Raw genomic sequence first — 13,980 nt, 5'->3', positions numbered from 1 at the left:
TAAATGTTGCCTTGGTTAATGCCTTATCAGGTCCAACTTACTACTCTAGTAACTAAGAGCAATTTGGCTCATGCTATTTTATTTACCGGCCCAGAGGGGGTTGGTAAAACTAAGCTGGCTGATTGGCTAATTGCCAACTTGCTTTGTACCAATAGCGACATCCAGCATAACCCCTGTCAGCAGTGTAAAAGTTGTTTACTGCGCAAAGCGGGAAATCATGCTGATTTGTTAATTATCGATGCCAGCAGCAGTAGTATTGGTGTTGATGCTGTGCGTCAAATTACGCGCTTTATGCAAAGTACAGCTCAGCAACAACATAAAAAGGTGGTATTGCTGGCAAATGCCGAGCGGCTAACAGAGGCGGCAGCAAATGCACTTTTAAAGACATTAGAAGAGCCGCCTGAAAACGGTTATTTAATTTTACTCAGTGCTTATTCGGCGCGTTTGAGTGCAACCTTACTCAGCCGTCTGCAAGCTTGGCCGCTGCCTGCTCAGTTTGATCAAAACGCAGCTCAGTGGTTAGCGCAGCATTCAAATCGTGTTGTGCCTGACTTTTTGTTAAGCTATTGCAGTGGTGGGCCATTAAAAGCCTTAGACTTGCTCGAGTCAGGCAAAGCTGATGCGATTCAGTTATCACTTAGTTCACTTGAACATTACTTTTTTGGTGAACAATCACAACAAGAAACAGTAAAACAATTATTAGCCACTGAACAAGTGGCTGGTATTTTAGGTTTTTATCTGCGTAAAACCTTTATGCCACAGTTATTACAGCTTAATGCTGAACGTATACCCTTAGCGCATCAATACTATATACGTTGGTGTCGTGACGAGCAGCAAATTTTAGGGCAAAATAAGTCACTTGCACTAAGCGGTTTATTAACGGATCTAAGACGATTATGTCTTTAGCGGAGTTATAGATGGACGAATTATCAATAGGTTTTAGTGATTTAAAAGAATTATATCGTAGCTTTATGCCATTTTTAAAAAATGGCGGTTTATTTGTTAGAACCAATTCTGGTTATAAGATGGGGCAATCTGTCGCTTTATCAGTAACCTTACCAGATGAGTTTGATGCGATTTCTGTATCGGGCCAGGTAGCTTGGATTTCACCACATGGTTCGCAAAGTGCTATGCCAGCGGGGATTGGTATTGCATTTATTGATGATAAACATCAATTAAGTGCCAAAATAGAAAAACTAGTTGGTGAGTATGCGGCAGCTGGTGAAACTACCCATACTATGTAAATTGCATTTCTTTAGATTTTTATTAACCTTTTAGCTGAGGATTTCCCTTGTTTGTTGATTCACATTGTCATTTAGATTTATTAGAACTTGATAAGCTTGGTCTTAGTTTGGACCAAGTTATTGCTCAAGCTACAACCGAAAAAATTCAACATATGCTTTGTGTTTGCGTTAGCTTAAGTAAGTTTGAGCAAATGGCTCAACAAGTTGCTGACTATCCAATGGTATCGATATCATGTGGTGAGCATCCATTACACCAACACGATCAAGTTGATCCTGACTTATTGCTTAAATATTGCCAACGATCAGATGTTGTTGCTGTTGGCGAAACAGGCTTAGATTATTTTTATTCTGCCGAAACCAAAGCCTCACAGCAAGCTGCATTCGTTAACCATATTGCCGTTGCTAACAGGGTTAATAAACCTTTAATAATACATACTCGTGAAGCACGCCAAGATACCTTAGACTTAATGCGTAGTTATAAAGCTGAAAATGCTGGTGGTGTATTGCACTGCTTTACAGAAAGCTGGGATATGGCTAAAGCTGCAATGGATATGGGCTTTTATATTTCCATTTCCGGTATTATGACGTTTCGCAATGCCAATGAATTACGCGATGTAGTTAAAAAAATTCCTTTAGATCGTTTATTAATTGAAACTGATGCACCTTATTTAGCACCAGTGCCATTTCGAGGCAAAACAAATCAGCCTGCCTATGTAACTGCTGTCGCTAAAGCTATTGCTGAGCTAAAAGGTATTTCTGTTGAAGATTTAGCGCAAGTCACAACGGATAACTTCTATCAATTGTTCACAGCGGTCAATAAACCCAACTAATGTTTGGCCATTTCCTCTTTCATTTTGTAAAAAAAGAAACCCAGAACTAATTTGCATTGTTCTGGGCTAGGGGAATGGCTCATAGGGAATGAGCCGTGCGCTATCGTGTCGTAATCAAATCTTTAAAACAAGTTGAATATTCAGTTTAGTAAATAGCTTGTTTTTTGCTCAATTATTTTTTGTTAAAAGTGCAAATCATTTAAAGTAAATTCCTGTTTTTAGTTTTATCTAAAATGTTTTTTTGCAAATTTTGCAGCTAAAACAGCCTATTTTACGGCCCTGAGATCCTTTATTGCTGTAGTTGAGAAAAAGCATACTCAGATTTTCTTTATACACTAATGTTTTAGCATTCTTACTTTTTATAATAAAAAAGTCTAAAGGTGGCTGTATATATTTCACTTCACATTCAAAAACATTATTTGCTAGTCAAAAGACTCATTGTCGACAATATGTTCTCCATTATGCTTGACAATGGCATGGTTAAGCGTTAAAACAGTTTCAAATAAATTAAATGTCGACAATTGGTGGTTATCTTGCACAACTCCACTGTCTTACCCATTACTGCTGCAGATCGGGTTTTAGTTGAAATTCGCCAAGCCATTGTTGAAGGCACTATCGCTGCCGGCAGTAAAATCAGTGAGCCTGAATTAGCCAAGCGTTTTACCTTAAGTCGTGCGCCTTTGCGTGAGGCGTTAGCAAGGTTAGAGCGCTGCCATTTAATTGAACGTATTCCTAACGCAGGAGCACGTGTAGTTAAATTGTCTCCAAAAGGATTAATATCTTTATATCAATTACGCGAAACGCTAGAAGGTATGGCCTGTCGTTTAGCCGCAGAGAATATGAGTGAGGCAGAAATTGCTCAAGTGCGGCAGTTGCTGGATCAACATCTGTCGACACAACGAGTGCGTGAAGGCGAAAGTTATTATCAAGAAGCCGGTGATTTAGATTTTCACTATAAAGTGATCATTGGCAGTAAAAACCCCTACTTAATTAATATCTTATGTGACGAGCTATATCATTTAGTCCGTATGTACCGAGTACAGCTTGGTATGAATGGACCGCGTGTATCACGTGCATTTGATGAACATAAAGCTATTCTTAATGCTATTGAAAATCGTGATGCAGAATTAGCAGATCTGTTAATGCGTCGCCATATTGCAGCGTCACGACAAAATATAGAACAACGATTAAACCTAAATGAGGAATTTTCATGACAACAGTTACAGCAGGAAACAAATTACGTTCAGCTATTAGTGAAAATCAGCCGTTGCAAATAGTCGGTACTATCAATGCTTATACCGCTATGATGGCCGAACGAAGCGGTCACAAAGCAATTTATCTCTCTGGTGCTGGTGTTGCAAATGCCTCTTTTGGTTTACCGGATTTAGGCATGACATCATTAAATGATGTATGTGAAGATATTCGCCGTATTACAGCCGCGAGTTCTTTACCACTACTTGTTGATGCTGACACAGGCTGGGGCGGTGCTTTTAATATTGCTCGTACCGTTAAAGAGATGACACGTGCTGGTGCTGCAGGTTTTCATATTGAAGATCAAGTTGCCCAAAAGCGTTGTGGCCACAGACCTAACAAAGAAATTGTTAGTTTAAATGAAATGGTTGATCGGGTTAAAGCCAGTGTTGATGCCCGCACAGACGAAAGCTTTTTTATTATGGCTAGAACCGATGCCTTAGCTCAGCAAGGTTTAGAAGCCGCCATTGAGCGCGCCTTAGCCTGTGAAGCTGCAGGTGCCGATGCTATTTTTGCCGAAGCTGTTTACACCTTAGAGCAATACCAAGCCTTTAGCGACGCGTTAAAAATTCCTGTACTGGCAAATATCACTGAATTTGGCCAAACCCCTTTATTTAATAAAGCGGAACTAGCCGCGGTTGGCGTGGCGATGGTGCTTTATCCATTAAGTGCCTTTAGAGCCATGAATAAAGCGGCCTTAAACGTATATGAATCTATATTAGAGCAGGGCGATCAAAAAGCGGTTGTTGACAGTATGCAAACACGTGCTGAGTTATACGACTTTTTAAATTATCACAACTTTGAACAAAAGCTAGATGCGCTGTTTAGTGAAAAATCTAAATAATATTATTTATTACTAAGAATACGGAGACAACATAATGACAAATGCAAAAAAACTTACTGGTGCGGGTCTGCGTGGTCAAGTCGCAGGGAAAACAGCGTTATCTACTGTAGGTAAAACCGGCTCAGGCTTAACTTACCGTGGTTATGATGTAAAAGACTTAGCCGCAAACTGTGAGTTTGAAGAAGTCGCTTACCTTATTTTAAAAGGTGAATTACCTACAGCGTCAGAATTAGCGGCTTATAAAAAGAAATTAAAAGCTTTACGCAGCTTACCGACAGCTTTAGCTGAAGTATTAGAGCGTATTCCGGCATCAGCTCACCCAATGGACGTAATGCGTACCGGTTGTTCAATGTTGGGTAACTTAGAAACTGAAGCGAGCTTTGAGCAACAACAAGATGCGACAGATCGTTTATTGGCTATTTTCCCCGGTTTAGTTAACTATTGGTACAACTATAGTCATCATGGCAAGCGTATTAATGTTGATACCGATGCAGACTCTATTGCTGAGCAGTTCTTATGGACTTTACACGATAAAAAACCAGAAGCATTACATGTTGAAGTGATGCAGGCATCATTAATTTTATATGCTGAGCATGAGTTTAATGCCTCTACCTTTACCGCTCGTGTTTGTGCTTCAACTTTAAGTGATATGCACTCTTGTATTACCGGTGCTATTGGCTCATTACGTGGTCCATTGCACGGTGGTGCTAACGAAGCGGCTATGGAATTAATTGAAAAAATGGCCAACCCAGACGATGCAGAGCAAAAATTATTGGGCATGTTAGAGCGTAAAGAAAAAATTATGGGCTTTGGTCATGCTGTTTACTCTGAGTCTGATCCGCGTAATGCTGTTATTAAGCAATGGTCAGAAAAGTTAGCTAAAGCCAATGGCGACACAACCTTATATGATGTCTCCGAGCGTTGTGAAGCCGTGATGTGGCGCGAGAAAAAATTATTTTGTAATGCTGATTTCTTCCATGCGTCAGCCTATAACTATATGTCGATTCCAACTAAGTTATTTACGCCTATTTTTGTTTGTAGCCGTTTAACAGGCTGGGCAGCGCACGTAATGGAACAACGTGCAGATAACCGTATTATTCGTCCAAGTGCCGATTATATCGGGGTAGAGCCACGTAGTGTTAAAGCTTTAGCTGAACGATAAGACAGCTTGGCTTAATTGCGTAGATAGCTTTAAACAAATTAAATACAGGTACTTATTATGAATAGCGAATATCGCAAGCCACTACCGGGTACGCCATTAGACTATTTTGACACCCAAGCGGCCGTAGATGCCATAGAGCCGGGGGCTTATGCCAGCTTACCTTATACTTCTAGGGTTTTTGCTGAAAACTTAGTGCGCCGCTGTGATCCAGAATTATTAACCGACGCTCTAAAACAATTTATATACCGTAAAAACGATTTAGACTTTCCGTGGTTTCCAACCCGAGTTGTTTGTCATGATATTTTAGGCCAAACCGCTTTAGTGGATTTAGCAGGATTACGTGATGCTATTGCCGCTAAAGGCGGTGATCCGGCTAAAGTTAATCCGGTTGTGCCAACGCAATTAATTGTCGATCACTCTTTAGCAGTAGAGCATGCAGGTTTTGAAGCCGATGCCTTTGATAAAAACCGTGCTATTGAAGATCGTCGTAACGATGACAGATTCCACTTTATTAATTGGACTAAAAAAGCTTTTAAAAATATTGATGTTATTCCACCTGGTAATGGCATTATGCACCAAATTAACTTAGAGCGTATGTCGCCGGTTATTCATGCTGTAGATGGGGTAGCCTATCCAGATACCCTAGTAGGTACAGATAGCCATACCCCGCATGTTGATGCCTTAGGTGTTATTGCTATAGGTGTAGGTGGCTTAGAAGCTGAAAGCGTTATGCTAGGTCGTGCTAGCTGGATGCGTTTACCTGAAATCATCGGGGTAGAGCTAACCGGTAAAGCACAGCCAGGCATTATGGCAACTGATATAGTGTTAGCCTTAACCGAGTTCTTGCGTCAGCAAAAAGTGGTTTCTAGCTATCTAGAGTTTTACGGCGAAGGTGCAACAAGCCTAAGTTTAGGTGACCGGGCAACAATATCGAATATGACACCAGAATACGGTGCCACAGCAGCCATGTTTTATATTGATCAGCAAACGCTAGATTACTTAACCCTAACCGGACGTGACGCCGAGCAAGTTAAGCTGGTTGAAACTTATGCTAAAACAGCGGGTTTATGGGCAGACAGCCTAAAAACAGCTAAATACGAGCGGGTGCTTAAGTTTGACTTATCTTCGGTTGGCCGCACTATGGCTGGCCCGTCGAATCCTCATTCACGTTTAGCCACCTCTGATTTAGCCGCTCGCGGTATTGCTGCTAGTTATGTGCAAGAAGAAGGTAAAATGCCAGATGGTGCTGTTATTATCGCGGCTATTACCAGCTGTACAAACACCAGTAACCCTCGCAACGTTATTGCCGCAGGGTTAATTGCCCGTAATGCTAATGCTAAAGGGTTAACCCGTAAAGAGTGGGTAAAAACCTCTTTAGCGCCAGGTTCAAAAGCGGTACAGCTTTATTTAGAAGACGCTAAACTATTACCAGAACTAGAAAAATTAGGCTTTGGTATAGTTGGCTTTGCTTGTACTACTTGTAACGGTATGAGTGGTGCCCTTGATCCTGAAATTCAAAAAGAAGTGGTAGAGCGTGATTTATATGCCACAGCCGTACTATCTGGCAACCGCAACTTTGATGGCCGCATTCATCCTTATGCTAAACAAGCCTTTTTAGCTTCACCAGCTTTAGTGGTCGCTTATGCAATAGCCGGCTCAATTCGTTTTGATATCGAAAAAGATGTTCTAGGAATAGATAAAGACGGCAACGAAGTGCGTTTAATTGATATTTGGCCAAGCGATGAAGAAATTGATGCGGTGGTAAAACAAAGCGTTAAACCAGAGCAATTTCGTAAAGTGTACGAGCCAATGTTTAATGTTGCTGTAGATTACGGTGACAAAATTGATCCTTTATACGACTGGCGCCCTCAGAGTACCTATATTCGCCGTCCGCCATACTGGGAAGGCGCATTTGCTGGCGAGCGTAGCTTAACAGCTATGCGGGCCCTTGCCGTGTTGGGTGACAATATCACTACAGATCACTTATCACCATCTAACGCTATTATGTTAGACAGTGCAGCAGGTGAGTACTTGCATAAAATGGGCTTACCAGAGGAAGACTTTAACTCGTATGCAACCCACCGTGGTGATCACTTAACGGCACAACGGGCTACCTTTGCTAATCCTAAGTTGATTAATGAAATGGCAGTGGTTGACGGTAAAGTGCAACAAGGCTCGTTAACGCGCTTAGAGCCTGAAGGCAAAGTGATGCGGATGTGGGATGCCATTGAAACCTACATGCAGCGCAAACAACCGTTAATTATTATTGCCGGTGCCGATTATGGTCAGGGTTCTTCGCGGGACTGGGCGGCAAAAGGTGTGCGTTTAGCCGGTGTTGAGGCTATTGCCGCTGAAGGTTTTGAGCGAATTCACCGCACTAACTTAGTTGGCATGGGGGTATTGCCGCTGCAATTTAAGCCAGGTACCACGCGTGAAACCTTGCAGTTAGATGGCACCGAAACCTACGATGTTATTGGCGATCCTAAGCCACAGGCTGAGATGACGTTATCTATTCACCGCAAAAACGGTGAAACAGTTAATGTACCAGTGTTATGCCGTATTGATACAGTAGAAGAAGCTTCGATTTATGAAGCAGGCGGTGTATTACAGCGTTTTGCCCAGGACTTTTTACAAGGTGCTGTTTAAAAGCTAAGGTGTGTTTGGTTTCGGTTAAGAACCTAGAGTTAGCAAGGTAGAGTCGACGTCTGTTTTATGTCAGCACAGGCTGTCTGAAGGGGCGCTAGCTCCTGAGTTATAGTCTGTTACACGAAAGGCTGAGCTAAAATAGATTGTCGGCTCGAACTTTGTCGAAATAGTTAAAAGTGTTTTAGCTGCTTCGGTTACAACACTCTTAATTGCTTGTCACAGTAACTCGTCCTAATGCCTTCGGCAGGACTCAAACATCCTGTGCCAACAATTTAGAGGTTCTAACCTTAGGCTTGAGTAACTAGAGTTAAACGAAATCTATTACAGATATAGACAAGGTAGAGTCGACGTCTGTTTTATGTCAGCACAGGCTGTCTGAAGGTGCGCTAGCACCAGAGTTATAGTCTGTTACACGAAAGGCTGAGCTAAAATAGATTGTCGTCTCGAACTTTGTCGAAATAGTTAAAAGCGTTTTAGCTGCTTCGGTTACAACACTCAGAATTGTTTGTCACAGTAACTCGTCCTAATGCCTTCGGCAGGATTCAAACATCCTGTGCCAACAATTCAGAGGTTCTAACCTTCGGACTCTATGACTATTAAAAGTTAATTAAAAGATAGGTGATTATGAGCGCTCCACAAATTAAAATACCCGCAACCTATATGCGTGGTGGCACCAGTAAGGGTGTGTTTTTTAAATTAGATGACTTACCAGCCAGTGCCCAACAAGCTGGCGCGGCTCGAGATAACTTATTATTACGGGTAATTGGCAGCCCAGATCCTTATGCTAAACATACTGATGGTATGGGCGGGGCAACCTCTAGCACCAGTAAAACGGTTATTTTAAGTAAAAGCAGCCAGCCAGATCACGATGTAGATTATTTATTCGGCCAAGTTGCTATAGATAAGCCCTTTATTGACTGGAGTGGTAACTGTGGCAATTTAACGGCAGCCGTTGGCTCTTTTGCTATTAGTAATGGCTTAGTTGCCGCCGATCGCATTCCAGAGAATGGCGTTTGTATTGTGCGTATTTGGCAGGCCAATATTAAAAAAACGATTATTGCCCATGTGCCTATTACAAATGGTGAAGTACAAGAAACCGGTGATTTTGAATTAGATGGCGTTACCTTTCCCGCGGCAGAAGTACAAATAGAGTTTTTAGACCCAGCCGCTGACGAAGCAGACGGCGGCGGCGCGATGTTTCCTACCGGCAACCTAGTTGATGAACTAGAGGTGCCAGGTGTAGGTAACTTTAAAGCCACGCTAATTAATGCAGGTATTCCAACCATTTTTATTAATGCCGCCGATATTGGCTATACTGGTGTTGAATTACAAGATGTTATCAATAACGACACTAAAGCGTTGGCCATGTTTGAAACTATTCGTGCTTATGGTGCGCTGAAAATGGGCTTAATTAAAGACGTTTCAGAAGCCGCAGCCCGCCAGCATACGCCTAAAGTCGCTTTTGTTGCGCCCGCAACAGGCTATGTTTCATCTAGCGGTAAACAGGTTGCAGCAACGGATATTGACCTAGTGGTTAGAGCATTATCTATGGGTAAGTTGCATCATGCCATGATGGGGACTGCAGCCGTTGCTATTGGCACAGCTGCCGCTATACCGGGCACCTTAGTTAATAATGCAGCCGGTGGTGTTGAGCGTGAAGCCGTACGCTTTGGCCATCCTTCAGGTACATTACGAGTAGGGGCAGAGGCAAAGTTAATTGATAATAATTGGCAAGTCACTAAAGCTATAATGAGCCGAAGTGCCAGAGTATTAATGGAAGGCTGGGTAAGAGTGCCGGCTGATAGTTTTTAATTGATAGCAACTATTTAATGGAATAAAAATGAAAAAGTCAGCAGCCCAGTGGCAGCAAGAACTCAACTCTGAGCAGTATCGCGTAACTCGGTTAAAAGGCACAGAAGCGCCTTTTACAGGTGAGTTACTACACAATACCAAAGAGGGCACGTATCACTGCTTATGCTGTGGCGAGTCTTTATTTTCATCTACCACTAAATTTGATGCCGGCTGCGGCTGGCCAAGCTTTTATCAAGCCATTTCGGGTAAGGTGCATTACCAAACGGATACGAGTCATGGCATGGAAAGAGTAGAAATAACCTGTAAAAATTGTGATGCGCATCTTGGGCACGTTTTTACCGACGGCCCAGCGCCAACGGGTGATCGCTATTGTGTAAACTCGGTTTCTTTACAGTTTAAAGAAGCTGAGTAAACATAAATAATCGCTAATTATTGGCGTATCTTGGCAACATCCTTTACAATACGCGCCGTTAAATAGCCGCGGCTTAGGCCGTGCTTGTTATAAATGATCTCCGATTAATTCATTTTATTGAAGTAAAAGGCCTAATAATGACTCTATCGCACGAAGAACAGTATCAAAAAAGCTGGCAGGAACGCCAGGAATTTGCCGAAAACATGCAACCAATTATTGGACGCTTATACCGGAATAAAGGTATAGAAGTAGTTGTATACGGCCGTCCACTTGTTAATGCGACAACAATTGAAATTATTAAAGCACATAAAAGTGTGGAACGTTTTGAAGGACAAAAACTGCGTCTGCGTGAATGTTTCCCTGTATTAGAAGCTATCAGTAAAATGGACCTGGCTCCAGGTCGTATTGATATCGCTAAATTAGCTTATAGCTTTATTTATAAAAATGACGATAAGTCGTTACAATTACAAGATTACTTAAACCGTGAACTTGTTAGCTTGTTAAACCATGAAGACACCGTTAAATCAACTGACGTTGTGTTATATGGCTTTGGTCGTATTGGCCGTTTATTAGCACGCTTAATGTTAGAACGCTCTGGCCCAAGTGCAAAATTACGCTTACGCGCTATCGTTGTTCGTGGTGGTAAAAAAGGTGATTTAGAAAAACGTGCTAGCTTATTACGTCGTGACTCTATCCATGGTCCATTTAACGGTAGCATTACTGTAGATGAAGAAAACCAAGGTATTAAAGCTAACGGTACCTTTATTAAAGTTATTTATGCAAGCTCTCCAGAAGCGGTTGATTACACCCAATATGGTATCAATGATGCCCTAGTTGTTGATAACACAGGTATTTGGAAAGACGATAAAGCATTAAGCATTCACTTTAAGAGCAAAGGTAGCAGCAAAGTATTGTTAACTGCTCCGGCTAAAGGTGATGTTGCTAATATCGTTTACGGTGTTAACGAACACATGATTTTACCAGAGCATAAAATTGTATCGGCAGCTAGCTGTACAACCAATGCTATTACGCCTGTGTTAAAAGCATTACATGATGAATACGGTATTCGTAATGGTCATGTTGAGACTGTTCACTCATACACTAACGATCAAAACCTTATTGATAACTATCATTCAGCTGATCGTCGTGGCCGTGCCGCCCCGCTTAATATGGTATTAACCTCAACAGGTGCAGCCAGTGCAGTAGCTAAAGCGTTACCTGAGTTAAAAGGTAAATTAACAGGAAATGCTATCCGTGTTCCAACGGCTAACGTTTCAATGGCAATTTTATCATTAAACTTAGATAAAGCGACCGACCGTGATGAGTTAAATAACTTCTTACAGCGCACTTCGTTATTCTCTGAGTTGCAAGATCAAATTGATTATACAAGCTCAACAGAAATTGTTTCTTCTGACTTAGTGGGTTCACGTTACGCAGGTGTTGTTGACTCACAAGCTACCATCGTTGATGGCGATCGTTGTGTACTTTATGTTTGGTATGATAACGAGTTTGGTTATAGCACTCAGGTTATTCGCGTTATGAACGAAATGGCGGGTATTAAATATCCAACATTACCGGTTAACCGTTAATAGCTAATTTATTTTAAAAAGCCGCGAAAGCGGCTTTTTGTTTTACTATAACCTGATAGAATCAACCGCAATTCTACTCCATACAAATTGTTCTCAAAATAACGAGTTACTTTATCGCACAGCTTTGTACTGTGCCGTATTTCACTTTAAGTAGGGATAAACGACATGAAAATCACTAGCAATTTCGATAGCGGCAATATCGAAGTACTAAGCGCTGAAAGCCCAGATAATATTCAATTAGCCATCCGTAAAGATAACCAATCTGATTTTTATCAATGGTTTCACTTTCGTTTAAATACGCCTCATGCTGAACCGCATAAAATGATGATTATGAATGCGGGCGGTGCTGCTTATCCAGACGGCTGGAAAGACTACCAAGCTGTAGCGTCTTATGATCGCCAAACTTGGTTTAGAGTTGATACTGAATATGATGGCCAGGTACTTACCATCAATTATTTCCCTGAAGCCGAGTCTTGCTACTTTGCTTATTTTGCGCCTTATAGCTACGAGCGCCATATGGACTTATTGCATCAATCTCAAGCTGACTATAACTGTCAGTTAGTAGAGTTAGGTGAAACGTTAGATGGCCGTGATATGAGCATGCTTATTGTTGGTGAGCCAGCTGAAGGCAAGAAAAACATTTGGATCACAGCTCGTCAACATCCAGGCGAAAGCATGGCAGAATGGCTAGTAGAAGGTTTAATAGACCGCTTACTAGATGAAGATGATGGTGTATCTCGTCAGCTTCTAGAAAAAGCGGTATTTTATATCGTACCAAATATGAATCCAGATGGTTCAGTTCGTGGCCATTTACGTACTAATGCTGTTGGGAGTAACCTTAACCGTGAATGGCAAACGCCAAGCATGGAAAAGAGCCCAGAAGTATTTTTAGTACGTAAGAAAATGCAAGAAATTGGCGTTGATATGTTCTTAGATATTCACGGCGATGAAAACTTACCTTACAACTTTGTTGCGGGTACAGAAGGTGTGCCATCTTATAATTCACGCATTGAGCAATTAGAAAACACCTTTAAACAAACCTTAGTTACTGTAACGCCTGAGTTTCAGACTAAATATGGCTACGACATAGATGCGCCAGGTGAAGCGAATATGACGGTAGGCTCAGCTTGGGTTGGTGATCACTTTAAATGCTTAGCGTACACAGTTGAGATGCCATTTAAAGATAACGCAAACTTACCTGATGAAGCTTATGGCTGGTCAGACATTCGCTCAATGAAATTAGGCCAAGATATGCTAACGGCAATATTAGCTGTGGTTGACGACCTACGTTAAGTTTTATTAAGTACAAGCTAATAGTGGCTTTTGATATAAATGCTGCTATTAGCGTTAATTTTATAAAAACAACCTGTCGCGTATTCTAAGTAACAGGTTGTTTAATACTCTCGGTTGTTAGTAAACCTATTAATACAGCCCTTTACAATGCTAGTTAGCCTTGGCACCTAGCACTGTTACAACAGCACAAACCTATACCTAGATAACAATTACCGAGTTTTTGCTAAAAATAACAAAAGTAATTGAGGGTTATCTAATAACGAGGCTTGATTAATAACAACTTTAGTTGCATGGTGCAGGCTAATAATATTGCGGTATGTTGTAGCAATCTATGGCCGCGTTAAAACAATATGCTAAGTCATTGGAAAAGGGCATGGCATTAGTTAAAATTGCTGATTTAAAGTAATAGCAAATTAAAAAAACTACAGCCCAGTTTTAGCGATTAACAGTTATTATCTTGCTGCGGTTACTAATAAAACAGCTCTTAAAAGTGGCGTTATGGGTAAAGTTTACTTAGTAATGTCAAACTAAACTGTTACAGATTTTAATATTGGTAGGTTGGAACACGATGGCAATTATAGCATGCCCATTTTGCGGCAAAAAAATTTCAGATAAAAGCGCTGAATGTAATCATTGCAAAAAAGACTTAACGGCAATGACAGCAGAAAAAATGCAAGCAATAGTGCGGGATAAAAAATTTGATCAAGTACAAAGCTTAATTACCCAGTCTATGTTGGCGTTAGTGTTATTTTTATTAGGGTTTGGCTTATTGTATTGGTGGGACCCCTTACCAGGTAGCTTGCAGCAAACTATCGCCTATGGCTGTATAGCTATTGGCTTTTGTTGGTACATTATTACCCGTGGTCGTATTTTATTTTTAAAGAAGCGAAAATAATC

General features: G+C 41.2%; 12 protein-coding genes. All 12 read left to right on the top strand.

Features of this window, described 5'->3' with window-relative positions; translation table 11 throughout:
• Positions 1 to 3 precede the first annotated feature (3 nt).
• The 12 genes from holB (at position 4) to ACRCA4_RS09005 (ending at position 13,978) form a co-directional block, all read left to right on the top strand.
• Complete coding sequence (holB, locus tag ACRCA4_RS09060; RefSeq protein WP_433187220.1) at positions 4 to 906, top strand: DNA polymerase III subunit delta'; 903 nt, start codon at positions 4 to 6, stop codon at positions 904 to 906.
• An 11-nt stretch (positions 907 to 917) separates the two neighbouring features.
• Entirely contained in the window at positions 918 to 1,244 is a 327-nt protein-coding gene (locus tag ACRCA4_RS09055) for a PilZ domain-containing protein (RefSeq protein ID WP_433187218.1), read from the top strand.
• A gap of 47 nt (positions 1,245 to 1,291) precedes the next feature.
• Positions 1,292 to 2,074 carry a TatD family hydrolase gene (locus tag ACRCA4_RS09050; RefSeq protein ID WP_433187216.1) on the top strand — a complete coding sequence of 261 codons (783 nt, stop codon included), beginning with the start codon at positions 1,292 to 1,294 and terminating at the stop codon, positions 2,072 to 2,074.
• A 533-nt stretch (positions 2,075 to 2,607) separates the two neighbouring features.
• Positions 2,608 to 3,288 (top strand): GntR family transcriptional regulator, encoded by a 681-nt coding sequence (locus ACRCA4_RS09045; protein ID WP_433187213.1) that lies wholly within the window; start codon positions 2,608 to 2,610, stop codon positions 3,286 to 3,288.
• Complete coding sequence (gene prpB, locus ACRCA4_RS09040; RefSeq protein ID WP_433187210.1) at positions 3,285 to 4,169, top strand: methylisocitrate lyase; 885 nt, start codon at positions 3,285 to 3,287, stop codon at positions 4,167 to 4,169. Before ACRCA4_RS09045 ends, prpB begins: the two co-directional genes overlap by 4 nt.
• A gap of 34 nt (positions 4,170 to 4,203) precedes the next feature.
• The gene (gene prpC / locus ACRCA4_RS09035; RefSeq protein WP_313909238.1) at positions 4,204 to 5,331 is read left to right on the top strand and encodes a bifunctional 2-methylcitrate synthase/citrate synthase; all 1,128 of its coding nucleotides are present in this window, start codon (positions 4,204 to 4,206) and stop codon (positions 5,329 to 5,331) included.
• 57 nt (positions 5,332 to 5,388) lie between these two features.
• Positions 5,389 to 7,977 carry a Fe/S-dependent 2-methylisocitrate dehydratase AcnD gene (gene acnD / locus ACRCA4_RS09030; RefSeq protein ID WP_433187206.1) on the top strand — a complete coding sequence of 863 codons (2,589 nt, stop codon included), beginning with the start codon at positions 5,389 to 5,391 and terminating at the stop codon, positions 7,975 to 7,977.
• A gap of 621 nt (positions 7,978 to 8,598) precedes the next feature.
• Entirely contained in the window at positions 8,599 to 9,789 is a 1,191-nt protein-coding gene (gene prpF / locus ACRCA4_RS09025; protein WP_433187438.1) for a 2-methylaconitate cis-trans isomerase PrpF, read from the top strand.
• Positions 9,790 to 9,817: 28 nt separating this feature from the next.
• A complete protein-coding gene (gene msrB, locus ACRCA4_RS09020; RefSeq protein ID WP_433187203.1) occupies positions 9,818 to 10,201 on the top strand; it encodes a peptide-methionine (R)-S-oxide reductase MsrB in 384 nt (127 codons plus the stop codon).
• A gap of 137 nt (positions 10,202 to 10,338) precedes the next feature.
• Positions 10,339 to 11,790, top strand: coding sequence for a glyceraldehyde-3-phosphate dehydrogenase (locus ACRCA4_RS09015; protein WP_433187200.1), 1,452 nt, complete (start codon positions 10,339 to 10,341; stop codon positions 11,788 to 11,790).
• 165 nt (positions 11,791 to 11,955) lie between these two features.
• On the top strand, positions 11,956 to 13,083 hold the full coding sequence (locus ACRCA4_RS09010; RefSeq protein WP_433187197.1) for a M14 family metallopeptidase: 1,128 nt from the start codon (positions 11,956 to 11,958) through the stop codon (positions 13,081 to 13,083).
• A gap of 568 nt (positions 13,084 to 13,651) precedes the next feature.
• Positions 13,652 to 13,978 carry a zinc ribbon domain-containing protein gene (locus ACRCA4_RS09005; protein ID WP_433187194.1) on the top strand — a complete coding sequence of 109 codons (327 nt, stop codon included), beginning with the start codon at positions 13,652 to 13,654 and terminating at the stop codon, positions 13,976 to 13,978.
• Positions 13,979 to 13,980: the final 2 nt, after the last annotated feature.

Source organism: Rheinheimera sp. WS51 (assembly GCF_050936095.1).
GTDB lineage: Bacteria > Pseudomonadota > Gammaproteobacteria > Enterobacterales > Alteromonadaceae > Alishewanella.
The sequence above is the reverse complement of the archived record's forward strand: the minus strand, read 5'-3'. Positions and strand labels throughout refer to the sequence as shown.